Origin of the sequence: Synechococcus sp. 65AY6A5 (assembly GCF_002760415.1) — a bacterium.
Taxonomy (GTDB): domain Bacteria; phylum Cyanobacteriota; class Cyanobacteriia; order Thermostichales; family Thermostichaceae; genus Thermostichus.
On record NZ_AXUW01000001.1, the window covers coordinates 562579 to 586001 of the forward strand.

Annotated in this window: 25 protein-coding genes, 1 tRNA gene, 1 pseudogene and 1 other annotated feature; of the genes and pseudogenes, 7 read left to right on the forward strand and 20 right to left on the reverse strand. The window is 59.7% G+C overall.

Annotated elements, in window-relative coordinates; all coding sequences use genetic code 11:
* Nucleotides 1-5: 5 nt before the first annotated feature.
* The gene (locus SYN65AY6A5_RS02555) at nt 6-1124 is read right to left on the reverse strand and encodes a hypothetical protein (RefSeq protein WP_099813113.1); all 1119 of its coding nucleotides are present in this window, start codon (nt 1122-1124) and stop codon (nt 6-8) included.
* An 81-nt stretch (nt 1125-1205) separates the two neighbouring features.
* Complete coding sequence (locus SYN65AY6A5_RS02560) at nt 1206-3005, reverse strand: PDZ domain-containing protein (RefSeq protein ID WP_099883850.1); 1800 nt, start codon at nt 3003-3005, stop codon at nt 1206-1208.
* 266 nt (nt 3006-3271) lie between these two features.
* Between SYN65AY6A5_RS02560 and ntcA the strand changes: the two genes are divergently transcribed.
* Nucleotides 3272-3946: a global nitrogen regulator NtcA gene (gene ntcA, locus SYN65AY6A5_RS02565; protein ID WP_099813115.1), complete on the forward strand. Its 675-nt coding sequence runs from the start codon at nt 3272-3274 to the stop codon at nt 3944-3946.
* Between the two features lie 115 nt (nt 3947-4061).
* Here the strand turns inward: ntcA and leuB are convergent, their stop codons facing one another.
* From leuB to petB, 3 genes are all read right to left on the reverse strand, one after another.
* On the reverse strand, nt 4062-5207 hold the full coding sequence (gene leuB / locus SYN65AY6A5_RS02570; RefSeq protein WP_099813116.1) for a 3-isopropylmalate dehydrogenase: 1146 nt from the start codon (nt 5205-5207) through the stop codon (nt 4062-4064).
* Between the two features lie 142 nt (nt 5208-5349).
* Entirely contained in the window at nt 5350-5862 is a 513-nt protein-coding gene (petD, locus tag SYN65AY6A5_RS02575; protein WP_049749760.1) for a cytochrome b6-f complex subunit IV, read from the reverse strand.
* A 77-nt stretch (nt 5863-5939) separates the two neighbouring features.
* Nucleotides 5940-6587: a cytochrome b6 gene (petB, locus tag SYN65AY6A5_RS02580; protein WP_011430625.1), complete on the reverse strand. Its 648-nt coding sequence runs from the start codon at nt 6585-6587 to the stop codon at nt 5940-5942.
* A gap of 250 nt (nt 6588-6837) precedes the next feature.
* On the opposite strand from petB, the gene SYN65AY6A5_RS02585 reads away from it, so the two are divergent.
* The 5 genes from SYN65AY6A5_RS02585 to SYN65AY6A5_RS02605 all read left to right on the forward strand — a co-directional run bounded on the left by SYN65AY6A5_RS02585 (nt 6838) and on the right by SYN65AY6A5_RS02605 (nt 12886).
* The gene (locus SYN65AY6A5_RS02585) at nt 6838-8106 is read left to right on the forward strand and encodes a S41 family peptidase (RefSeq protein ID WP_240527858.1); all 1269 of its coding nucleotides are present in this window, start codon (nt 6838-6840) and stop codon (nt 8104-8106) included.
* A 22-nt stretch (nt 8107-8128) separates the two neighbouring features.
* Nucleotides 8129-8749 (forward strand): phycobiliprotein lyase, encoded by a 621-nt coding sequence (locus SYN65AY6A5_RS02590; protein ID WP_228375241.1) that lies wholly within the window; start codon nt 8129-8131, stop codon nt 8747-8749.
* Between the two features lie 12 nt (nt 8750-8761).
* A complete protein-coding gene (locus SYN65AY6A5_RS02595; RefSeq protein WP_228375239.1) occupies nt 8762-9283 on the forward strand; it encodes a hypothetical protein in 522 nt (173 codons plus the stop codon).
* 182 nt (nt 9284-9465) lie between these two features.
* Nucleotides 9466-10803, forward strand: coding sequence for a hypothetical protein (locus SYN65AY6A5_RS02600; protein WP_041438408.1), 1338 nt, complete (start codon nt 9466-9468; stop codon nt 10801-10803).
* 37 nt (nt 10804-10840) lie between these two features.
* The gene (locus SYN65AY6A5_RS02605; RefSeq protein ID WP_099883852.1) at nt 10841-12886 is read left to right on the forward strand and encodes a hydantoinase/oxoprolinase family protein; all 2046 of its coding nucleotides are present in this window, start codon (nt 10841-10843) and stop codon (nt 12884-12886) included.
* Nucleotides 12887-12996: 110 nt separating this feature from the next.
* Here the strand turns inward: SYN65AY6A5_RS02605 and SYN65AY6A5_RS02610 are convergent.
* Nucleotides 12997-13069 (reverse strand) — tRNA-His (locus SYN65AY6A5_RS02610).
* 69 nt (nt 13070-13138) lie between these two features.
* On the opposite strand from SYN65AY6A5_RS02610, the gene SYN65AY6A5_RS02615 reads away from it, so the two are divergent.
* Nucleotides 13139-13927, forward strand: coding sequence for a photosystem II S4 domain protein (locus tag SYN65AY6A5_RS02615; protein WP_011430619.1), 789 nt, complete (start codon nt 13139-13141; stop codon nt 13925-13927).
* A 58-nt stretch (nt 13928-13985) separates the two neighbouring features.
* On the opposite strand, the gene SYN65AY6A5_RS02620 is transcribed toward SYN65AY6A5_RS02615, so the two are convergent.
* The 14 genes and pseudogenes from SYN65AY6A5_RS02620 to SYN65AY6A5_RS14280 form a co-directional block, all read right to left on the reverse strand.
* Nucleotides 13986-14897 (reverse strand): homogentisate phytyltransferase, encoded by a 912-nt coding sequence (locus SYN65AY6A5_RS02620; protein ID WP_011430618.1) that lies wholly within the window; start codon nt 14895-14897, stop codon nt 13986-13988.
* 52 nt (nt 14898-14949) lie between these two features.
* Nucleotides 14950-15453 (reverse strand): YceD family protein, encoded by a 504-nt coding sequence (locus SYN65AY6A5_RS02625; protein ID WP_011430617.1) that lies wholly within the window; start codon nt 15451-15453, stop codon nt 14950-14952.
* Nucleotides 15454-15538: 85 nt separating this feature from the next.
* Nucleotides 15539-16144, reverse strand: a complete 606-nt coding sequence (locus SYN65AY6A5_RS02630; RefSeq protein ID WP_228375238.1) for a R3H domain-containing nucleic acid-binding protein — start codon at nt 16142-16144, stop codon at nt 15539-15541.
* A 106-nt stretch (nt 16145-16250) separates the two neighbouring features.
* The gene (gene yidC, locus SYN65AY6A5_RS02635; protein WP_011430615.1) at nt 16251-17429 is read right to left on the reverse strand and encodes a membrane protein insertase YidC; all 1179 of its coding nucleotides are present in this window, start codon (nt 17427-17429) and stop codon (nt 16251-16253) included.
* A gap of 329 nt (nt 17430-17758) precedes the next feature.
* Nucleotides 17759-18172, reverse strand: a complete 414-nt coding sequence (rplL, locus tag SYN65AY6A5_RS02640) for a 50S ribosomal protein L7/L12 (protein ID WP_011430613.1) — start codon at nt 18170-18172, stop codon at nt 17759-17761.
* Nucleotides 18173-18245: 73 nt separating this feature from the next.
* Nucleotides 18246-18809: a 50S ribosomal protein L10 gene (gene rplJ, locus SYN65AY6A5_RS02645; protein WP_099813120.1), complete on the reverse strand. Its 564-nt coding sequence runs from the start codon at nt 18807-18809 to the stop codon at nt 18246-18248.
* Between the two features lie 73 nt (nt 18810-18882).
* Nucleotides 18883-19038: a sequence feature (ribosomal protein L10 leader region), on the reverse strand.
* Between the two features lie 89 nt (nt 19039-19127).
* On the reverse strand, nt 19128-19838 hold the full coding sequence (gene rplA / locus SYN65AY6A5_RS02650) for a 50S ribosomal protein L1 (protein WP_011430610.1): 711 nt from the start codon (nt 19836-19838) through the stop codon (nt 19128-19130).
* Nucleotides 19839-19937: 99 nt separating this feature from the next.
* Nucleotides 19938-20363 (reverse strand): 50S ribosomal protein L11, encoded by a 426-nt coding sequence (rplK, locus tag SYN65AY6A5_RS02655; RefSeq protein WP_011430609.1) that lies wholly within the window; start codon nt 20361-20363, stop codon nt 19938-19940.
* 9 nt (nt 20364-20372) lie between these two features.
* Nucleotides 20373-21044: a transcription termination/antitermination protein NusG gene (gene nusG, locus SYN65AY6A5_RS02660; protein ID WP_099883854.1), complete on the reverse strand. Its 672-nt coding sequence runs from the start codon at nt 21042-21044 to the stop codon at nt 20373-20375.
* 83 nt (nt 21045-21127) lie between these two features.
* A complete protein-coding gene (gene secE / locus SYN65AY6A5_RS02665; RefSeq protein WP_228375513.1) occupies nt 21128-21349 on the reverse strand; it encodes a preprotein translocase subunit SecE in 222 nt (73 codons plus the stop codon).
* A 146-nt stretch (nt 21350-21495) separates the two neighbouring features.
* Nucleotides 21496-21849, reverse strand: coding sequence for a hypothetical protein (locus tag SYN65AY6A5_RS02670; protein ID WP_099883856.1), 354 nt, complete (start codon nt 21847-21849; stop codon nt 21496-21498).
* Nucleotides 21840-22601, reverse strand: coding sequence for a tRNA (guanosine(37)-N1)-methyltransferase TrmD (gene trmD / locus SYN65AY6A5_RS02675; RefSeq protein ID WP_011430605.1), 762 nt, complete (start codon nt 22599-22601; stop codon nt 21840-21842). The genes SYN65AY6A5_RS02670 and trmD overlap by 10 nt, the downstream gene beginning before the upstream one ends.
* Nucleotides 22602-22606: 5 nt before the next feature.
* Nucleotides 22607-23026 (reverse strand): hypothetical protein, encoded by a 420-nt coding sequence (locus SYN65AY6A5_RS02680; protein ID WP_099883858.1) that lies wholly within the window; start codon nt 23024-23026, stop codon nt 22607-22609.
* 157 nt (nt 23027-23183) lie between these two features.
* Nucleotides 23184-23423 (reverse strand): annotated as a pseudogene (locus SYN65AY6A5_RS14280) (RNA-guided endonuclease TnpB family protein); the annotation flags it as partial.

Sequence of the window (23423 nt, forward strand, 5' to 3'; positions counted from 1 at the left end):
TGGGCCTACCTCCTCACAATTCTGTACAGCAGAGACTCAACCTCCTCGACACTAATAGCTGAAAGATTATAGGAGGAGCGGATCCTACTTCTCGTCTCTTGATCAACATCTACCAAGACCAGAAAGACTTGATCTGGGCCGAGACCCATTTCGGAGGCGAGCCAAGAGTACTTCTCTATACAGTCTCTATAGCTGCCGGTCTTCGACTCTATCCAGTAGAATCGGTTGTTAATGTGGAAGAAGAGATCGATCTCAAAGTCGCTACCGTCGGGCAAAGTAACTTTCTCATTTGCGATGTAGGAAAAATCGATCTTCTGTCCCTGCTCTCTAGCAAACTTGATCAGTTGCCGTTTGACATATCTCTCCAGCCAATCTCCAGATAGGAACTTGATTGCCTCTGTAGACTTGCTTAGCTTTACCCTCAGGTTTTTGGAGGATTTTGAGTAGTTATATTCCTCCAAGAAATTAACCTTATGTAGAGCGGAAGCAAGTTGGCAGCTATAACTTATCACTTCCGGGGAGTTGCCTTTTAAGCAAAGAGTTAAGGCCTTTTCTTCTCCAATGCCAGATTTAATTTCTTTGTAAAGCTTCTCGATCAGCGAGTACCTCTGACCCATAAGGTTTGATATCCAGTTCAGCTTGTTATCGAGTTCTCCTTCTGCATCGTTACTAGATGGGATCAGGTTCTTCATCATTATGTTCCTAGAACACAGAAATACCCCTATTTTCACCTGTTCAAGGCTAATCGTCCCTGGCGGCAAACTCTTGAGTCGCGCGCCAGCAGTTCGCTCGTTAGTTTCCTTCGTCTTTTGAAGGCTAGAACTTGAGCTTAGATTCTGGGAAATTTTTTCTGTACTTTCTAATAGCCTGCTCAGGATATTCTTCTGGTTACTTATGTTCTTAACTAGCTGACTTCTGTACTCAGCTAAATGCTGAAGGAAGTTTTGGTAACTTTCGGACAGACTTTCTGAGATATGAAGTTTGAAGCCCTCAAGATCAGCTTGTAACTTTCTTAGAATCTCATCCAGTAACTGACTATTAGCTCTTTGAGTGAGCCTACAGGTATAAACGCCCAGGCAGAAACCAATAGCCAATCCAATTAGAAGACCTAAAAGCAGAGTCATCTTCCCTTGATCCTATTTTCTTTAACCTAACTCAGGAGTTGTGAACAGCTAGGAAGATTTTAAAGCATTGCTACCTCCTGCTTACTCTTGAGCCAGAAGGGATCCCAGCCAGCCCTGCTGGAGCGCTTTCTGGGCGGGAGTGAGTTCTGGCAGGGCTTCGAGGGTGTACACATCCGGGCGAGGTGGATCTAAGGGGATCCAGAAGTGCTTCAACTGATCGCCCTGAAAGACGCTCAGGCAGATGGCCTGGTGGGGCTGGTAGGCCGCCAAGCGTTCTGGCAAGTTGGCAGCGCTTACCCGGAAGCCATCCAAGGCCACCAACTCATCGCCAGCCCAGATGCCGGCTTTTTGAGCGGGGGATCCCATCTCGACGGCGCTGATGCGATTGCCTTCGCCGTTGAAGTTGAGGCCCAGGTAGGGGGGAGGGTTGGGTCGGCTGAAGTGAACCTTGAGGGTGAGGCCAAAGGGGTGGAGGTAGGCGTTGTAGTCTAGCTCTTCCGTGCCGTCCACATAGGCGGCGAAAAAGGGGCTGAGATCGGCGCCGGCTGCCCGCTCAAACGCCTCTTGCAAGTCTTGGTTGCTGTAGCCTTTCTCTGTCCGACCAAAGCGCTGCCACAGATCCCGCAGGGCCGTGTCCAGGGATCCCTGCCCCCCTGAGAGGTGGCGAATGTGCAGATCTAGCAGCCAGCAGACCAAAGCGCCCTTTAGGTAATAGGAAACCTGGCTGTTGAGGCTATTTTCGTGGGGACGGTAGAGCTTGATCCAGGCGTCGAAACTGGATTCTCGCAGCGATTGTACGGCTCGACCTGGAGTGCGCTGCAGCCGGCCAATTTGCTCGGCCAGGATCTTTAAAAAATCTTCGGCGCTGAGGATCCCTGCCCGCAGCAAGATGACATTTTCGTAGTAGCTGGTTGCCCCCTCGCAAAACCACAGACAGTCCACGTAGTTTTCTTGGTTGTAGTTAATTTTCTCCAAAGCCAGAGGGCGCAGCCGCTTGACGTTCCAAGCATGGAAAAGCTCATGGGCCAGCAGCGCCAAAAAGCGGCGGTAGGAGTGGGGCTGATGCAGCTCCAGTCCAGAATAATTGAGGGTGGCACTGTACTTGTGCTCCAGGCCGCCAAATCCCCCGGCTGACAAATGCACAATAAACCAGTAGCGGTCGTAGGGCAGCTCGCCAAAAAACGCCGCCGTGGCCCGGACAATTTTCTCGGCATCGGCCACCGCTTGCTCCAAATTTAGGGTGCCCGCTCCCCAGACCACGAAGTAGTGAGGGATCCCTTCCACCGCAAACGACCGCAACTGGTGCAGGCCCACCTCCACCGGGCTATCCACCAGCTCGTCGTAGTCTGCCGCCACAAAAGACTGGCCGGAAGCAGCATCCTCAGAAGAAGACCTCAAAGGTCGCAAACTGGTGGCGACGTGCCAGTCGGGTTTGGGAGGGATTATCGTCAAGGTGTAGGGCTCCCGCTCGCGACCGGGCACGTAGAGAAAGAGCGCCGCCCCGTTGAAGTAGGCGTGGGTGAGATCCAAATGGTTGGTGCGCACCGTCAGCTCGTAGGCGTAGACCCGATAGCGGATCGCGACAGCCGAACAGCGGGGCGGCTCGATCTCCCAAGTGTGCTTATCTACCTTCCGCCAGGCCAAAGGGATCCCTTGCTCCGTTGCTGCCTGAAACTCTTGCACATGGCGGGCATATTCCCGCACCAGGTAGGATCCCGGCGTCCACACCGGCAGCCGCAGTTGCAGAGGTACTTCTGGATCCACCTCTTGGATCTGTAGTTCCACCTCCAAAAGGTGATTGGCCGGCTCCGGCATCCGCACCGTGAAATGCTGACGGCTTAGCTGAGAAGGGGCGGCAACCCCACCCTGCGCGATCCCCATATAACTTTCCTCGCACCTCCCGCCTGCACCGTCCCAAAACAGTGCGCTAGAGGCATATCTTGGACAGGAGACAAGACTTCAAAGATGTAGCTCCTGCTACAAAGATATCCAAGCAGAGTCTTTTAGCTTAGGATAATCTTGCCGCCGAGGTCATTTTTGAGTCAAGGGTGGCTTGGGTCAATAGCGGGCAGCTCAACCCCGGCACTCCTGGCTGATCTTGTTGGGTTGATTCTAAGGGATAAACTGACCTTAAAAGGTTGAAGAATATGGCAGTGGCCATTGCAGAAAAATCTCTGGTTGCAGCCTTCAAACAGTTGGGAGGGCCTCACCATCCTCCGGTTATCGAAACGTTTGAGCGCGGTAAGACCATCTTCTTTCCTGGGGATCCGGCGGAGCGGGTTTACTTTTTGGTGAAAGGAGCTGTCAAGCTCTCGCGGGTCTACGAAATGGGGGAAGAAATTACCGTCGCTCTCCTGCGGGAAAACAGCATCTTTGGGGTGCTCTCCTTCATCACGGGGCAGCGCTCCGACCGCTTCTATCACGCGGTGGCCTTTACCCGCGTCGAGCTGCTCTCTCTGCCCATCGAACAGGTGGAAAAATCCTTGCGGGAGAACGCTGAGCTCTCCATGTTGCTCCTCAAGAGCCTGTCTTCCCGCATCTTGCAGACGGAGATGATGATCGAGACGCTGGCCCACCGCGACATGGGATCCCGTCTGGTCAGCTTTCTACTGATCCTCTGCCGCGACTTCGGGGTGCCCGGCCCCAATGGAGTCACCATCGATCTCAAGCTATCCCACCAGGCCATTGCGGAAGCGATCGGCTCCACTCGCGTCACCATCACTCGTCTGTTGGGGGAGCTGCGCAAGAAGAACTACATTTCCATCCACAAGAAAAAGATCACCGTCCACGACCCAATGCAGCTTGGCCATCGCTTTGTCTAGGGGGAGAAGCTGCCCCTAGGGCCGTTTCCAGGAATTTACCAGTCGGGACAATCCCTCCCTCTGGGAGAGGAGTAGCCGTGCCACCAGGGCAGGGCAGCGACGAGGGAACCTCCCCTCAACCACCAGGGGCTGAGAGCGATCCTTGGGGGGAGGCTTGCTGCTGGGCCAGAGCAGCCAAGATCTTTTCCCCCATTTCCCGACAGCCGACGAGGGTCATCCCCTCAGAGTAGATGTCGGCAGTGCGGTAGCCCTGGGCCAAAACCGCCTCGACGGCCTGTTCGATGCGGTCGGCAGCCTGGGGCTGATCCAAGGAGTAGCGCAGCAGCATTGCCCCGGAGAGCACCTGGGCAATGGGGTTGGCCTTGTCTTGTCCGGCAATATCTGGGGCTGACCCGTGTACGGGTTCGTACACCCCAGGGCCAGAGGATCCCAAAGAGGCAGAGGGCAACATGCCGATGGACCCGGTCAGCATCGCCGCCTCGTCGGAGAGGATATCCCCGAAGAGGTTCTCCGTGAGAATGACGTCAAACTGCTTGGGCCAGCGCACCAACTGCATGGCAGCATTATCGACGTACAGGTGGGACAGCTCCACGTCGGGGTACTCAGCCGCAATGGCGGTAACCCGCTCCCGCCACAGTTGTGACACTTCCAGGACATTGGCTTTATCCACCGAGCAGAGCTTGCGCCGGCGTTTGCGGGCCAGTTCAAAAGCCACACGGGCAATGCGATCCACCTCCGCCTCGCTGTAGGCCATGGTGTTCACACCCCGCCGGGATCCCTTGGCATCTGTGAAGATCCCTTTGGGTTGGCCGAAGTAGATGCCGCCGGTGAGCTCCCGCACCACCACCAGGTCGATCCCGGCAACCACCTCCGGCTTGAGGGAAGAGGCCTGCACCAGTTGCGGAAAGATCTTCACCGGGCGCAAGTTGGCAAACAGCCCCAGGCCCGCCCGCAAGCCCAACAAAGCCCGCTCAGGGCGCTTCTCCCGCGGCAGGGTGTCGTACTTAAAGTCGCCAACTGCCGCCAAGTAAACAGCATCGCTCTCCTGGGCCATTTTCAAGGTCTCTGGCGGCAAGGGATCCCCCGTGGCTTCGTAGGCGGCCCCGCCAATCAAGCCCTCCTGCCACTGGAGGGAAAACCCCACCTGAGCGGCAACCGCATCCAAAACCGCCCGCCCCACCTGCATGATTTCAGGACCGATCCCATCTCCGGCCAGGGCTGTAATCCGATAGGTTCGGATAGCAGAGGAAGGAACGCTCATGGGCGGTCACAGCAAAAGAATGCGTAGCGATATTACCATCCCTTGGCCCCCAGGTTTGCCGAAAAGTCCCCCACGTCCAAAAAAAGTGCAGCCCGGCCACCGGCCTGCTGCACTCAGAGTTATCAAGCCGATATTCTGCCCTCTAGAACAGGCCCAGGGTGACCCACTTATCCAGAGGCAAGGTGGCGCCAATGCCCAAATAGAGGGTGACCAAGGTGCCGATCAAAAACACCGTCGTCGCCACGGGGCGGCGCAGCGGATTCTGAAACTTGTTGACGTTTTCGATGAAAGGCACAAACAGAAGGCCGACCGGAATGGCCGACATCAGGGCAATGCCCAAGAGCTTGTTGGGAGCAATGCGCAAAATGTGAAACGCGGGGTAGAGATACCACTCCGGCAGAATTTCCAGCGGCGTGGCAAAGGGATCCGCCGGCTCGCCGACACCCGCCGGATCCATGACCGCCAGGCCGACAATCACCCCAATAGTGCCCAGGATCACCACCGGGAACATAAAGAGCAAATCGTTGGGCCAAGCGGGCTCCCCGTAGGTCATGTGGCCCATGTTCTTCTTCAGCTTGGCCAAAACTTTGGGATTGTCTAGGTCAACTTTGCGGGTAATCGCCTCGGTTGCTATCACTTGCTTTGAGACCGGCATAGCCATTCTCCTTGTCTAGGGCAAAAGTTCTGAAAAGATGCATCCAGGGTGCCCGGCTCACAAGAACCGGTTTGGGATCACAAAGGCCCGGAGATGCCCTGGCGGCGGATCATCAGAAAGTGCATCGTCATGAAGACCGCCGTCAGCCAAGGCAACACAAAGGTGTGCAGGCTGTAGAAACGGGTGAGGGTGGCTTGGCCAACTGCCTCGCCGCCGCGGATAAGCTGGACCAGGGCATCCCCCACCACCGGAATGGCACTGGGCACCCCGGAGACGATCTTGACTGCCCAATAGCCCACCTGATCCCAAGGCAGGGAGTAACCGGTAACCCCAAAGGAAACCGTCAGTACCGCCAAGATCACGCCGGTTACCCAGGTCAGCTCGCGCGGCTTCTTGAACCCCCCCGTCAGGTAAACCCGGAAGGTGTGTAGAATCATCATCAACACCATCATGGAAGCACTCCAGCGGTGGATGGAGCGCAGCAGCCAGCCGAAGTTGACCTGGGTCATGATGTAGTTGACCGATTCAAAAGCCTCGGCCACCGTTGGACGGTAGTAAAAAGTCATGGCAAAGCCGGTGGCAAACTGAATGAGGAAGCACACCAGCGTGATGCCGCCGAGGCAGTAGAAGATGTTAACGTGGGGCGGAATGAATTTTCCGGTTGCGTCATCGACGAAAGGCGTGATCTCCAGCCGCTCGTCTAGCCAGTCGTAAACTTTGCTCATGATGCCTGCAATTTTTAGAGTTGGATATCCAGGGCGGGGCGGGCCCACTCCCTATAGCACTGTAACACAATTCGTTAACACGATCATGAAGTCGGGCTCAGCTTTGAGACAGGGATCCCTACACCAACAGCCCAAACGCCTGCTGATGTCTCATCTTGTTCACGTTTCTTAGTATTTCTTAGCTTCTTCTTCAGTTTGGGATCCGATGATTGCGCAGAAGCCGAGATCTGGGGAAAGCAGTTGCAGAGGGTTGGGGATCGGATGGGGGTTACGCCAGGCTGTCCGAGTTTTGTTGCTAGGGTGCCTGCTCTGGGCGAGTTTGGGCATTGGCGCCTGTCAGGTGCAGGCCAGCCGCTGGGGGGAAGAGCAGCAACTGCTGGCGCAGGCGTGGGCCTATGTGGATCGGGCCTACGTGGATCCGGGTTTCAACGGACAGAACTGGTGGCAGGTGCGCCAGCGCTTTCTCTCTCGGCCCCTGAAGGATCGGCAAGAGACCTACCGGGCCATCGAGGAGATGCTGGCAACTCTGGGGGATCCCTACACCCGCTTTTTGGACAGGGAGCACTACCTCAGCCTGCAGACTTCCACTGCTGGCGAGTTGAGCGGCGTCGGCCTCCAGATTGCCATCGACGGGCAGGGGGCAGTACGGGTCATCGCCCCAATGGAGGGGACTCCTGCCGAGCGGGCCGGGATCCAACCTCAAGATGAGATCCTGGCGGTGGATCAGGTGCCAGTGGCAGGGCTGAGCTTGGATGAGGTGGCAGAACGCATGCGCGGCCCCAGCGGCACAACCGTTAGCCTACGGCTAAGGCGGCAGGAGCGCATCTGGGAGGTGGAGCTGGTGCGGCAGTCCATCCTGATCAACCCGGTGCGCACCGGTTTTTTCAAGCTGCCCCAGGGGGAGGTAGCCTACATCCGCCTCAGCCAGTTTAACGGCAATGCCGCCGCTCAAGTGCGTCAGGCCATCCAGGCCGCAGAAGCGCGAGGAGTGCGGGGCTACATCCTCGATCTGCGCAACAACCCCGGAGGGTTACTGCAGGCGGCCATTGAGATTGCTCGCTTTTGGATCCCCAAAGGCGACATCGTGCGAGTGACGGATCGCTACGGCATTCAGGACGGCATTCCCGCCACCGGCGAAGTCCTCACGGCAGCCCCCCTGGTCGTCTTAGTGAACCAGGGCAGTGCCAGCGCCAGCGAAGTCTTGGCGGGGGCGTTGCAGGACAGCGGACGGGCACAACTGGTGGGAACGCGCACCTTCGGCAAGGGGCTGATCCAATCCCTGCTGGAGCTGGCGGACGGCTCGGGGCTGGCCGTGACCACTGCCAAATACCTCACCCCCAACGGCCACGACATTCATCGCCAAGGGATCCAGCCCGATGTGGAGGTGGCCGCGGGCCCTGTTCCCCTGACGGCAGAAAGCCTGGGCGGCCCTGAGGATGGGCAGTTGCAGCGGGCTTTGGAAGTGTTGGGGGCGACTTTGTCGGTGGCCCAGGGGATCCCAGCGGCAGCTAACACCTGAGGGGGAGAAGGGGAGTGCCTGTTTGTCTGCGATTCGTTTTAGGATCGGCTTTAGCCGTCCACTTGGCCCTGCTCTCGATCCCTCTGGCATGAATGCCCTGCAAAAATTTCACCACTTCTTCAACTGCTGCATTGGCGCCTGGCACACCGAGCGCACCTACCACTATTTGGATCGAGGGGAGGTGGAGCGTTCGCGCACCGACTTCACCATTCGCACCCTCACCCCTGAGCTCAAGGAGAAGGTACTGGCCGACAACAACTACCCCAACCACGGTGTGGACGGGTTTTTGGGCTTCCACCTGGCGTTTGAGACGGTTTCCGAAAAAGGGGAGGAGGCTGGGCAAGAGCTAAACATGCTCTTCGTGCCCCGGCGAGAAGGGCCCCGTGGGCTGGAGGGCGACTACTTGCGGGATCGGGCCTATGAGGAAGACCGCCCCATAGTGGCCAGCTTCCGCTTCGATCCCGGATCCCTGCAACTGGTGATGACCACCACCTACACCCGCGTCGTTGCTGTGGATACCATCACCTTGCTTAACCCACGCCTGCGCCTGCGCCAGATCCTCACCTACCAACGACCCCCTCACGGTCAGCCCTTGGAGGAGCTGCTGCTGGTGGGGTTTGGGGTAGAACAAAAGCTTACCTAGGGGGGTTTATCGGTGGATCCGGAGTTGATCCCTCCCGAAGACTTGCGCCTGCCCCAGCATCTGGCCCGGATTGAGGCCAGCTTTGAGCGGGGACAATACCGTCGGGTTCTGGAACAGGTGAAACAGGCCCAAAGCCGCTACCCGCAAGCGGGCAAGCTGCGGCTCTGGCAGGCCCTGGCCGAGGAGGCCCTTGGAGAGACCCAGGAGGCGATCCGCTTGGCGCAAACCTTGCTGGGCAACCCGGATCCGGAAGTGGCTCAACAGGCCCGCTACGTGTTGGGCATCTGGCAGGCTCCGCGTCTGCGGCGACCAGCAGAGTGGTTGCTCGAAATCCCAGATCTCAGCCATCTGGAAGAGGCCGAGCCAGGGGAACGCCGTCTGGTCTATGAGCGCCCCCGCCGCCCAGCTTCCCTGCCAAAAGTCGCCGATCCCATCCGCCGCGAGGCTGCTCCCCCCTTGAATACCCAACGGCTGACGTGGGTGTTGATCGGGATCCTTTTCGCCCTGCTAGCGGTGATGGCCTGGCTGCCCTAGCCCAGCCCTGGGTCGGCGCAGAGACAGGCTGCCTGACCCAAAAGCAGCAACAGCCGCCCTCGTCGCCCCCGAGTTGAAGAGAGATACTGGGAATAGGGATGGCTGTAACCCTTGGCTGCAGATGCTGGGCGAGCGTCCCAGTTGGATCCCGGGCAACAGTAGGTAACCAGCGGAGGTTGAGAGTGGCTACACAGACATTGGTCATCGATGCAGTAGAGCAGTTGGGCTTGCGGGTCACTCTGGGAGATATTGCCTCCAGCACAGGCCTGGCCCTAGAGGAGGCCAAACAGGAGTTGCTGAAGTTAGCCCAAAAGGCTGGGGGGCATCTCCAGGTTTCGCGGCAGGGGGAGATTGCCTACGTTTTCCCGCCCGACTTTCGCGACATTCTCAAGCGCAGGGAGCAGCAGGATCGGCTGGCAGCCTTGCGACGCAAGCTGTGGGGCGGCTTTCTCTACGGGCTGCGCATCTCCTTCGGCATCCTGTTGGTGGTGTCGATTATCCTCATCACCCTGGCGTTGATAGCTCTGCAGATGGCCAGCAGTCGTGAAGAGGGCAGCGGCAGTCGCAGTCGCTCGCGCGAGGTGGGGTTCTTCTACTTCCCCAACCTTTGGGTGGGCAACCCCTTCTGGAGTCCCTACCCCTACTACGGGGGCTATTCCGGTCGGGCGCAGCCCCGCCGGGAAAAATCGGAGATGAACTTTTTGGAGGCGGTGTACAGCTTCCTGTTTGGGGACGGGGATCCCAACGCCAACCTGGAAGAGGAGCGCTATGCCTTGATCGGCCAAGTGATCCGCGCCAACGGGGGGGTGATCGCCGCCGAGCAGGTGCTGCCCTACCTGGATGTGGAGCCGGGATCCCCGGCCCTAGAATACGAAGACTATATGCTGCCCATTCTGCTCAAGTTCGACGGCCAGCCGGAGGTAAGCGAGGACGGCGATATCGTCTATCGCTTCCCAGAGCTACAGGTGGCCGCCTCAGAGCGCCGCTCCAAGAAGATCCCGGAGGTGTTGCAAGAAAAACCCTGGGTGTTTAGCCGCGCCACCCCTGAGCAACTGACCCTAGCTGCTGGCTTGGGTGTGCTCAATTTCCTCTTGGCGGCCATTCTCTACGGGGCGCGGGAGGAGGTGGCAGCCGCCGCTGGCAGCAACGCCTTTTTGGCGTTTATCTACCCGCTGATTGGATTCCTCTTTCTCTACGGCACGCTGTTTTTGGCAGTGCCTGCAGTGCGGTGGCTGACGTTGCAGTTCCGCAACCAGGGGGTGGAGCGCCGCAATCGCATCCGGCGGTTCTGGCAAGAGCGGCTGAAGCGTCCCTCCGAGGCGCTGCTGCGCAAGCTCGACTTTGCCCGCCGCTTCCGCCGCCAAGAAGTGGTGCGGGAGTCGGACACCATCTACTCTACGGAGCGGGATCTGATCGAGCAGCGGGACTACCGGCTGGACGAGCCGGCCTTTCGCCAGCTTTTGCAGCAGGAGCAACCCCTGGAAAGCAAGTCGGAAGAGGTGCCCCGGCCTCGTCTCTAGCGAGGGGTTGAGGCCTGCCCAAGGGTCTTATCGAGCCATGGCCAATGCCAGTAGCGCGCAAGGCAAGCAACAGGATGGGAGGCAGGGGGGCCTGGTCCGCCTGGGGATCGACGTGGGAGGCACCTTCACGGATCTGGTGCTCCTCCAGGAAGGCCAGATCCGGACAGCCAAGGTGCTCTCCACCCCCAGCCCAGAAGCGGGGGTCTTTGGCGCCCTGGACAAGCTGGGCCCAGTTGAGGTGGACGTGTTCTGCCACGGCATGACGGTGGCCACCAACGCCCTCTTGGAGCGCAAGGGATCCCCCACCCTGTTTCTGACCACGGCGGGCTTCCGGGATGTGCTGGCCATTGGTCGCCAAAACCGCCCTTCCCTTTACGACCTCACCCAGCCCAAGCCAGAGCCGGTGGTGCCCCGCCACCACTGCCTGGAGGTGAAGGAGCGCTGCAGCGCCGGCGGCGTGGTCGAGCCGCTGACGGAAGAGGAAATCCAGCGCGTCCTCCGGGAAGTGGGCGAGCGGGTAGAGCGGGATGGGATCCGTGCCGTGGGGGTGGGATTCTTGTTTTCTTTCCTCTACCCGGAGCACGAGCAGCGCCTGGGGGCGGCCCTGAGAGAGGCTTTCCCCGACTTGCATGTTTCCCTCTCCTGCGAAGTGGCGCCGGAGTTTCGGGAATACGAGCGCTTTAGCACCACGGCCATTGATGCCTACCTCAGCCCGGTGCTGGCGGGCTACCTGCACCGCTTGGCGCAGGGCTGCCGGCAGCGAGGGATCCCCGAACCCCTGATCATGCAATCCTCCGGCGGCGTCACTTCCATTGCCCAGGCAGCGGCTCATGCCTCGGTGGCGCTGCTTTCGGGGCCAGCGGGCGGCGTTTACGGGGCGGCCTACCTGGGCCGGCTAAGTGGCTACTCCCATCTGCTTAGCCTGGACATGGGAGGGACCAGCACCGATGTGGCCCTCATTCAAGACGGCATCCCCCAGGTTACCCCGTCAGCGGTGGTGTGCGGCCTGCCGGTGCAGCAGCCCCAGATCGACATCCACACGGTCAGTGCCGGCGGCGGATCCCTGGCCTCGCTGTTGCCGGGCGGGGGGCTGCAGGTGGGGCCGGAGAGTGCCGGCTCCAACCCTGGGCCGGCCTGCTATGGGCGGGGAGGAACGGCTCCCACGGTAACCGATGCCAACCTCTGGCTGGGCTACTTGCCGGATGGGGGCTGGCTGGGGGATGCCGTTTGCCTACGGCGGGACTTGGCCGGCCAGGCCATCGGAACGCTGGCGGAGCCCTTGGGTTTGACTTTGGAGGAGACGGCTGTTGGCATTCGCACCCTGGCCAATGTGGCCATGGCGCGGGCTTTGCGGGTCATCAGCGTGGAGCGGGGCTTGGATCCTGCCGATTTTGCCCTGTTGGCCTTTGGCGGAGCCGGGCCCATGCACGCCTGTGCCCTGGCGGAAGAGCTGGGGATCCGCCGCGTCCTCGTCCCAGCCTTTGCCGGTGTCCTCTCGGCTCTGGGTATGGCTTTGGCCGATCTGCGGCGGGACTACCGGCGGGCCATCCTGCAGCCGCTGCAACAGTTGGAGGGGGAAGGGGGAGGATCCCTTTTGGCCCAGTGGGCGGCGCCCCTCATCCGCCAGGCGCAAGCCGACCTGCAGGAGCCGGGGCTCTCCTTCAGCCTCGACCTGCGCTACCGCGGCCAGTCTTTTGAGCTGGAGATCCCGGCCCAGTTGTCGGATCCGGTTTCTCTCTTGGAGCAGCGGTTTCACCAGGCCCACCGCCAGCGCTACGGCTGGCAGGATCCCGACCAAGAGGTGGAGGTGATCCAGCTGCGTCTGCGGGCGGTACAAGCTTTGCCCCCTGTGCCTTTAAAGGCGCCGCCCCCCCTGCCAGGGGATCCCTTCAAGGGGGAGCGCCAGGCCTGGACGGGCGGCCGGATGCGACCGGTCCCAGTCTACGATCGGCGGCGCATGGGGGTGGGGTTTCAACTGGGCGGGCCAGCGATTGTGGAGATGCCGGAGGCTACCGTGGTGATCGAAGCCGGTTGGACGGGCAATATCGACGCCGTGGGAACCCTAATCCTGAGCTGCGGGTGATTCCGTTGCCAGGTGCGGCCCTCGGGAACCCTTCCTCAGCTTGGTTGCCAGCAGTTTTGCAAGGTTTTGAGGTTTTCTCTAAATTGGCAGGGCCCAGGTTATTGCGGCAGGGCGGACGATGGGACTCGAACCCACGAATGGAGGAACCACAATCCTCTGCCTTAACCGCTTGGCTACGCCCGCCAGGATCCTGGGGATCTAGCTTAGCATGGGACAAACAGAACAGAACCGCAAAGATTGAAGCGCCCCAACATGCTGCCCAGAACCGAACTACTGAAAGGAGCGGAGTATCGAGAAACCTTGGCGCGCATTCTGGATCTGGGGGAGCAAGCCCTCAAAACCTGGCAAGTGGTCTGGAGTGACTTTCTCTCCCCGGCAGAAGTAGCCGAGGTACAAAGCCGGTTGCACAACTTGGCCGAACTGCAGGTGATGGCCTGGGGAGGCTATGCCCAGGCAGAGCGGCAACGCCTAGCCCTGGCCCGCCCTGAGGTCAGCCTGGAGGTGGAAGGCGCAGAAGGGATCCCCTTGGCCGCCGTTCAAATCCAAGGAAACTTTCTTTTCGACCCGGCCACCCACCGCGACTTTTTGGGAGCCCTTTTGGCGACGGGAATTGCCCGCGAGAAGGTGGGAGACATCCTCGTGGTGGGCGAATTCGGGGCCCAGGCCATCGTTGTGCCGGAGCTGGTGGACTATCTCAGCCTCAACCTAACCCAGGTGCGCAGCGTGCCCGTCAAGGTCAGCCGGATCCCTCTCAGCCAGTTGAAGGTTCAACCGCCGCGGGTGAAGTCCATCACCAGCGTGGAAGCCTCTTTGCGCCTGGATGCAGTGGCCTCGGCAGGATTTGGCCTGTCTCGCAGCAAGATGGTGGAAGAGATCCAGCGGGGAGAGGTGCGGGTTAATTGGAAGCCGATTACCCAAGCCAGCTACACCGTCGGCCCCCAGGATTGGATTGCCATTCGCGGTCGCGGTCGGCTGCAAATTGAAGAGGTGGCCGAGACGAAAAAGGGCCGCTTTCGCATCCAGATGAAGCGGTATCTCTAGGTTTTTGGAGATCGGCTGCCCGCCTGAGCCGGGGCAAGATCGCGGCTCCTGGCAAATGTTAGGAAAAAGGGAAGAAGGCCCAAGGATAGAGCAAATACTCCAGGTAAAACAACTTCCAGATCAGTTGATAATAGGTGACAATCGCGTCGCGGCAACCCAGATCCAGGCGAACACCATAGCCCAAAAGGATCCCCAACCCCAGCCCATGTCCTAACAGCATCCAGGCGCCCCGGCCCATGAGGAGAAAATAGCTTCCCAAAGCGATAAAGGCTAGGTAACAAGCGGCCAAAATGCCGATGCAAAACTTTGAGATCCGCTCCTGGCCAAAGCGCAACGAAAAGGTGGCAATGGCAAACCGGCGATCCCCCTCCATGTCGGGAATATCCTTGAAAAGGGCGATCACCAGCCCAAAAATAGACATAAACCCTGTCAGAAAAACAATGGGAGCAGAAAGCTCGACTCCCCCCTGCATCAACTGCTGAAAATGGCTGTACAGGCCCAGATTGACGATCAACCCCCGCACACAATAGATACAAGCCGAGGCCGCCAGCGGAAACCGCTTCAACCGCAGGGGGGGCAGGGAGTAGGCCGTGCCGATCCCGTTGCTCAACAGCACCGTCAACAACAGGTACGGGATCCCTGTCAGGGCCAATAGGATGGATGCCACCCCGCAGGCGGCGACGATCCCCACCCCCTGTCGCCAACTCAGGGAGCCGGCGGCCAAGGGCAGATGGGGTTTGTTGATGCGGTCGATCTCGATATCCGTGAGCTGGTTGAGGCCGACAATGTAGACATTGGCCGCCAGACAAGCCACCCAAGCCACGCCCAACTGGGGAAGGACAGCTAGCAGGGCCGTTGGTTCAGCGGCCACGAACCCGGCCAGCAAGTAGAGGCCCAGTAGACTGGCACTGGTGCCGTAGACGGTGTGGGGCCGAGCAAAACGCCAAAGAACCTGCCAATTTGGGGTCATTCTAGCCAGCAGCGATACAGCTCATGGCCCGAAGCCCTCTCGCGGAGAGTGGCTAGGGATGGGGAGAGTCTTTAAGGAGGGCAGCCAGGGCCGACCAGCGGGGATCCACCGGCGGCGGCGCAGCCGCTTCCACCACAATGCCCGGGCAATCGGGGCGACAGGGCAACTGGTGGGGCATCTCCAAATGCAGGTGTTGGTACATCCAGTCTTCGATATCCAGCTCGCCGTTGGGCGGCAGGCTCTCCAGCAGATCCTCTTCGTCCCGCAATTCCAACTCCAGGGGCGGGGGTTCAGGACTGGGCTCCCGAATCAGGATGATCTCCTCAACCTGCAGATGCAGCCGGTGGTTAAACTGCTGCAGGCAGCGGTGACAGGTGAGGGTGACGATGGTGCGGGCCTCGGCGCTCACCTCCAGGAAATGCCCCCGGTGGCTGGCCTGCAGGGATCCCTCCACAGGGGTCAAGCTCTCAAAACCTGGGAAAAACTGCCTAAAGTGAACCTCTTGGGTTTGACCAGGCATCTGCCGCAGGTCGGATAGACGAATTGGCCTCAGCATGACATCCCCCTTCATACGTCTTGGGTAGCAGGGATCCCGGAATCGCCCCTATCGGCAAGAGAGCCGCACAGCCAGCGCCTCCAGGTCAGGGTCGAGAAGAGGCCCGCCGGATCACCAGGCGACGGTCAGGCTCCTTGCCACGGCTGAAAGTTTCCAGATCGGCGTAGGCAGGGTCTTTCAGGAGCGTGTGGATCTGCCGCCGCTCGGCAGCAGAGAGATCGGGAAACTCGTATTCCCGACCACTGGTTCTCACCTTTTCCACCGCGACAGCAACCAAGGCTTTGAGCTCCTGCAAACGGCGCTGACGATAGCCATCCAGATCCAGGATATAGGGCTGCTGTTGGTCTTCTGGCTGGTTGAGGTTGAGAAGGGTGTTGGCCAAATACTGCAACGCATCCAAAACCACCGGGGAGCGCTCTTCCTCGGGGCCGGCTTCTTTGGACGGCGGCAAGGGCGATGCAGGCGCTTTTGAGAGCAACATTTGCTTCTGAGCCGGCGTTAGAGAATCGGCCTCGATTTCGATTATCTCCCCCACCACTCGCACCACCGCCGGGATTCCCATCGCCGCCAGCACCTGCTGCAACCACTGCCTGGCCCGTTCTCGATGTTCGGCAGGAGAAAGCTTGCCCTGGGAAGGCGCAGCGGTTCCCTCAGACTTCTGATGCGATTTTTTGGCGGCGGATCTCTTCACAGATCCCGTAGAGGACTCAGGGCGGCTCATCCTGGGCAGCTTCCAATTCTGAAGAGGTATCAAGCACTCGACCTAAGCCCGCCCCAAGCCAAGCAGCAAGGACTTGCTAGGGCTCAAAGGGCAGGGATTCGCGCCCTCCCCCGGCTGCCTTTGGCTTGGCTGGTCGGTCAACCTCCTTGGCTTCCCCTGTGCTCGCCTGGGCAGCGCGACGGCGCTCCTCTTCCACCAACTGCTGCAAGTTCTCAGGCAACGGCTCCCGCGAGAGCAAGAAGGTTTGCACGGTTTGGAAGATGTTGGAGACAAGAATATAGAGCAAGACCCCAGCCGGCAAGGGGAAGAACAGGAACATCGCCGAGAACAGCACAGGGGTGATGCGGGCCATCGAGCTCTGGCTGGGATCCTCCTGGCCGGCGTTGGTCAGGGATTGGTTCAGGTAAATGGAGACACCGAAAAGGACGATCATGCCGATGATGTCCCAGTGAATGGTGCCATCCGGATCAAAGGCGCCGACGCGGCCTAACTTGTCGATAAACAGAAAGCCCGTGTCAGAGGCCAAGCCCGGGATCGCAACCTCCACCGTCACTTCCCCCGGCTGCAGGGCCAGCAAGGTGCCATCCGGCTGGATCTGGGCCCGCTCTTCTCCTTTGGTGATCTTCCAGGTGGGCCGCAACAGGGTGGGATCCCCGCCCGCCTCTGCCACCAACTGCTCAAAGGGCTTGCCCCCCGGCCCCTGCAGCCTAAACTGCACCTGCTCCCCTACGGCAATCTTGGTGCCCTTGGGCGCCACCAGCACCACCGGCTTGTGTACCGAGTCGGTGACGAAGATGTTCTTGCTGGGGCTGACGTAGGGGGTGGGCACCACCTCTGCCGCCACCTCTGCTGGCAGGATCTGCAGGTTGACATCGTAGGTAACCGCCGCAAAGGGGGATCCCCGCAGCGTGGCAAACAGAGCAAACAGCACCGGCATTTGAATCAAGAGCGGCAGACAACCCCCCAGCGGGTTGACCCCCAGCTCGCTGTACAGTTTGGCCTGGGCCTCGCGCAGCTTTTGCGGGTCATCCCGGTACTTTTCCTGGATCTCTCGCATCCGCCGCTGCATCAGGGGGTTGATCACCTTCATGCGCCGCATGTTGCGGATGGATCCGACGTTGAGGGGGTAGAGGGCAAAGCGGATCACCAACGTCAGGAAGATGATGGCCAGTCCATAGCTGGGCACGATCCCGTAGAAAAAATCCAGGATCGGCAGCATGACGTTGTTGGAGAGAAATCCGACTCCGAAGTCCATGGGGGGTGCTGGCGAACGTCCGTAACCCATTGTAAGGGTTTCCGACCGGCTGACGAGGGCGTTTTCAGAGTTGAAGCGCTCCAATCAGCAAGAGAGACCTGGGCACTTGCCGGCCTCGCCAACCCTCCCCTTCTCCCAGGGGAGACTAGCCAAACGATTTCCCTGCCTTGCCGAGGGAGAGGGGCAGGGCGCGGCGGCATATCAGTGAAAAAGGAGGGGCTGCTTTGCCCCTCCCTCATCGTTCTGGTTAAACTTGGGGCTCTGGCAGCACCCCTTTTCTGGAAGCAAGAGGCGCTCTGGATGAGGATCCCTTTCCCCTGCCGACGGGACTACTTGACCTTGACCGTGGCGCCAGCTTCCTCTAGCTTCTTCTTGATCTCGTTGGCTTCCTCTTTGGGGATCCCTTCCTTGACCGGTTTGGGAGCAGCCTCCACAAGATCTTTGGCATCTTTCAGGCCCAAGCCGGTCAACTCGCGCACCACCTTGAGGACGGCGATCTTCTTATCCGCGGGGACAGCCTCGAGAATGACATCAAAGGCCGTCTGCTCTTCCACCGGTTCAGGCGCCGCTGCCGGCGCCGGCGCCGCTGCTGCTGCCACGGGAGCAGCCATGACCATGCCACCTGCCGGGGCAGCCGCACTGACGCCAAAGGCTTCTTCGATGGCTTTCACCAACTCGGAAGCTTCCAACAAGCTCAACGCTTTCAACTCTTCCAGGATCTTTTGAACACGCTCCGAAGCCATGGTCTTGTCTCCTCAGGGTAACGAAGTGGATAGGGTGGAATCGGGTCGATGAACCCAAGACAGGCCGAGCCCGTCAGGCCGCCTCCTTGTCGGCAATAGCCCGGATGGCCCTTGCCAGGGAGGCCGGGATTTCTTGGATACCGCGGGCCACCTGCGTAGGCACGGCATTGAGCCCAACCGCCAGTCGAGTGGCTACCGACTTGAGGCTGCCCGCCACCTGGGCCATGAGCACCTCCTTGGGCGGCAGCTCGGCGATGGCCTTGGCCTGATCCAAGGTCAGAGATAGCCCCTCGGCAGCGGCGCCGCGGAACTCGGTTTTCTTGGTTTGCTTGGCGAAATCTTGATACGCCTTCAGGGCTGCCGGAATATCGCCCCGGATCATGATAAAGGCCGTCGGCCCTGACAGGAAGGGAAGAATTCCTGCCCAAGCCTTTTGGTCGGCGACAGCCCGCCGCATCAAGGTATTTTTAACAACCATGCAGACAGCATCCGCCTTGCGCAGCTCCGCCCGCAGTTGGTTCATCTCGGAAACGGTCAGCCCCTTGTAGTCGATTACCAGCACCATTTGGCTGGCTTGCAACAGGGAGCGAACTTCATCGACCATCTCCGCTTTTTTCGCTAAAGGTTGCTTGCCCATACGCTCACCTCCTTTGTGGTCACTGGCTCACTGAGAGCCGAACAGGTGTTGCCGTCGGAAGGGGGTATCTGGAGCCGCCAAAGAGAATGCGCCTCAGCCATAGCCGAGACGCATTGAGGCAAGCGTAACCTAGCAGTCCACAACGGGATCCCTTAGCACTCCGCTCAAACCTCGGCAGGACATTAAGCCCCTTGGCCCCTGCTGTCTTCGGCTCGCTATTCGACTGTGGAAAGCTCTTCTCTGCCCAGATCCTCCGGAAAAATGGCCAATTCAAACGGCAAGCAACTGCCTTTGCCCCTTTGCAGCGCCGAAGCAGGCTTAAGCAACCAACTTCAGCTCTCGCAGAGCATTGATGTCAACCTCAATCGAGGGCCCCATTGTAGCACAAACATGTAGAGCTCGCCAATACTTGCCCTTGGCTCCAGGCGGACGGTTGCGATCAATGGACTCCTGCACGGCTTTCAGGTTTTCCAGCAGAGCTTCGACGGGAAACTTGCACTTGCCGAAGATCAAATGCACAATGCCGGTTTTGTCCGCCCGGTACTCCAGCTTGCCGGCTTTGAACTCCTTGATGGCTTGGGCCAAATCCATGGTGACCGTCCCGCCCTTGGGAGAGGGCATGAGGCCGCGCGGCCCCAATAGCCGCCCCAGCTTAGCAACCTGGGGCATCACATCGGGGGTGGCAATCAGCAGGTCGAAGTCGATCACGCCCTTGCCGATCTCCTCGATCAGGTCTTCAAAGCCCACCCGGTCGGCCCCTGCGTTCTGGGCTTCCGTAACCTTCTCGCCGCGGGCAATCACCGCCACGCGAATCTCCTGCCCGGTGCCGCGGGGCAAGACGACGGTGGTGCGCAACTGCTGGTCGGCGTACTTGGGATCGATCCCCAGGCGGATGTGAACCTCCGCCGCCTCGTCAAATTTGGCAGTGGCCGTCTCCTTCATCAGGGCCAGGGCTTCTGCGGGGGGATAGGCAATGGGCTTGACTTTCTCCCGCAAAGCTTGCATACGTTTGGACAGTTTTCGAGCCATAGTTTCTCCTCGGGGTGCTGGCGAGAACTTCTCTCCCCCATAATGGTCTGCCAAAACTTCCAGACAACAAAGACTAGAGATCCTTAAGTCGATCGACAATCAATCAACTATTGTCACCCCCATGCTGCGGGCGGTGCCGGCGATGATCTTCATGGCCGCCTCCACGTCACGGGCATTCAAATCGGGCAGCTTCTGCTCGGCAATCTGGCGCAGTTGCGCCCGCGTCAGGGATCCTACCTTGACTTTGTGGGGCTCACTGGATCCCGACTCAATGCCGAGGGCTTTTTTGATCAACACCGAAGCCGGCGGCGTCTTGAGGACGAAGGTGAAGCTGCGATCCTCGTAAATCGAGATCTCGACCGGCACCACCATCCCGGCTTGATCGGCCGTTTTGGCGTTATATTCCTTGCAGAAGGCCATGATGTTAACCCCGTGCTGGCCCAGAGCCGGGCCGATGGGGGGAGCGGGGGTGGCTTTGCCCGCTTGGATGGCCAGCTTGACCACTGCCACCAGTTTCTTAGCCATGAAACGCGGTTACACCTCTTTGCGCACTTGACCAAACTCTAATTCTACCGGAGTATCGCGCCCGAAAATCGAGATCAAAGCCTTGAGCTTGCCCCGCTCTGGGCTGACATCCACCACCTCGCCGTAAAATCCCTGGAAGGGGCCAGCGAGCACCTCGATGCGATCCCCAGGTGCCATGTCGATCTTGAGGGGCACTTCTTCCACCTCGACGCTGCTGAAGATGCGCTGGACTTCGCTGGGGCTAAGGGGCCGTGGCGTCACATGGCCGCGACCACGACCGTAGGCCCTTCTCTCTTCCGTGCCGACGAAGTTGATCACGTTGGGGGTGGTTTTCACCACCATCCAGGTGTCGTCGTTGAGATCCATGCGCACCAGCACATAGCCGGGAAAAATCTTTTCCTCTTGTTCCTGGCGCTTGCCGGATCGATCGAGCTTGAAGCCCGTCCGCTTCGGGATCACCACCTCGACAATCTGATCTGCCACATCCAGAGCCGCCGCCCGCTGCATCAGGGTGCTTTTGACTTTGTTTTCGCAGCCTGAAGCCACCTGCACGGCGTACCAGCGCAGGTTGCGGCGACCTTGACTTTCGCTTTCTTCCCCCTCCGCCGCCGTGCCCGCAGGCTCTAGGGGCTCGAGGCGGCCCCCCCGGCCTCTCCGCCGCTGCTCTGGCTCTGGGCTCATCACCTCACCTCCTCTCTGTATCTGTCTGTGTGCATGGGCCTCCTCTCCCCAAGTCCTTGGCAGGGGCCATCTGGGGAAAAACCTCACGAGAACAGTTGAGTGGCCAGCCAGCCGAACAGTTGATCGACCAGGTAGATGAACGAGGCGAAGGCCAACACAATCAGTAAAACTCCCACCGATTCGCTAATCAGTTGCTGGCGGCTCGGCCAAACAATTTTGGCCAACTCCGCACGGGTCTCTTGGAGAAAGCCTGGGATCCCTTTAGACTCAGTGGAACTGGAGTGGCCCCGGCTGGCGGGATCCAAACGCTGTTCCGTATCGGCTTTGCTAGAAGAGGTGCTTTTAACCACGGTGGTATCTCCTGATGGATCCCGAAAACGGTGCGCCACCTTTTAGCGCACGCAAGATCGGCTTAGCGATCTTAACAGATCTGTTGAGGGTGGGATCCCTCTCAAGGGTCGGGAGTGGACTCAGGCGTCAGCGCTCTGGGGGAGAGCACCAAAGGGCGGCGGGAGCAGTTGAATTGCTCTACCGCTGCGTCGATCCCGGCTTTGCTGTCCCAACGCGAGGCGGCATTTTGCCGGGAGAGAAACTCGGCGGCCCGCAGGAGGTCGTTCATGTCAATGCTGGTGCCGTCGAACAACTGGACGTTGCGGTCGCGGCGGATGGCCTCGTTGACATCTCCCCTTTGGGCCAGGGCAACTTCGGAGCTGGCCAGGATCCCCAGCAGAAGCAGACCCAGCGCTGCAGGGATCCCAAGCCGGCCAACAGGGGTGAAAGGGGAGCAGAGACGGTTTACAAACATCGATCCTGTTCCTCCACATCGGTGTGCTGCTCGGCCAGTCCCTCTGCCAGCAACTGTTGTTCTTCAGGCGTGAGGGGGCGTTTGGCCAACAGGTCTGGTCGCCTTCGCCAGGTGCGAACCAACTGCTGTTGCAGACGCCAACGGGCGATGGCTCGGTGGTCGCCTGAGAGAAGCACCGGCGGCACCTTGTGCCCTTGGAACTCCGGTGGACGGGTGTACTGAGGATACTCCAGTAGCCCCGTCTCGAAACTTTCGCTCCTCAGCGAATCTATCTTACCAACTGTGCCCGGCAAGAGCCGCACCACGCCGTTGATCAAGGCCAGCGCCGGGATCTCCCCCCCTGTCAGGACAAAATCGCCCAGCGACACCTCGCGGGTGGCCAGGTGTTGGCGGATCCGCTCGTCAAAGCCTTCGTACTGGCCACAGAGCAGGATGAGCTGCGCCTTTTGGGCAAGTTCTTGCAGCAGCGCCTGGTTCAGCGGTTGCCCCTGGGGCGTGAGCAAGATGATCTCGCAGGGATCCAGGCGGGGCAGGGAGGCGACGGCTGCAAAGAAAGGCTCTGGCTTGAGCACCATGCCCACCCCGCCCCCGTAGGGCTCATCATCGACCCGGCGGTGCTTGTCGGTGGCAAAGTCCCGCGGGTTGGTGCAGTGAACCTCGGCAATCCCCTGCTCTAGGGCCTTGCCCACCAGCCCGATGCGCAGCGGCGTTGCAAAAAACTCCGGGAAGAGGGTGATGACGTCGAACCGCACAAGACTTAGGAGGAGGCAGAGGGAGGTTCTGTGCGCAGCCGCTCTAGATCCAGGCGCAAAGACTCGATCTGGTGGATCAGTTCCATCAGCTCGGCCATCTCTTCTTTGGAGATAGGGGCAGAGCCGGCAGGGGAAGCCTTGGTCGGGGGGGTACTCTCAGCAGGAGCGGGCCTCTCGCTGTCTGGAACTGTGGCGGGGGCGTTGGCGGCTGGATCCCTGAGACTTTCAACGTAGCGGACAGCCTCCTGTTCGATCAGCTCCCCCTTTTGCTCCAGTTCTGCTGCCAGTTGTGCCAAGTCCATCGAGAGGCGGTTGAGGTTTTCGGCCCGCTTTTCCGGGTCTTGGAGGATCTCCACCAGGGCAGTGGCCGTGCCGTAAAAGATGTGGCGAGCCCGCGTGAACCAGTCAGAAGAGCGAGAACTCATGGCAGCAGTCAAAGGGGGTGGGGATCTCCATTCTAGGCAATGCCTGGCGGGTATTGCTTGAGGCGCTTGGAATATGAGAACGGGCTCAATCCACGGCGCGAATCTCGCCGCTGTTGAGCCGCTCCACAACCAATTCCAGCAGCTCGTGCTGATACATTTACGCTGAACACTGCTGAGCATTACTGCTCAGCGGTGAAGCGATAGCATTCTGTCCGTTTCCGTTGTCACTACGCGACGCTGACGCGACCGCGCTACTCGGACGGAGTCCAAACAGAAAGGCGGTATCCCGCAAAGCCCTGAGCATAACACCCAGAGCGCCTTGCCAATCTCGTGGTAGCCTATGGTTGCACTTCGGGCATCTAAACACCTTTGCGCCACCCAACTTAGTGTGGATGTG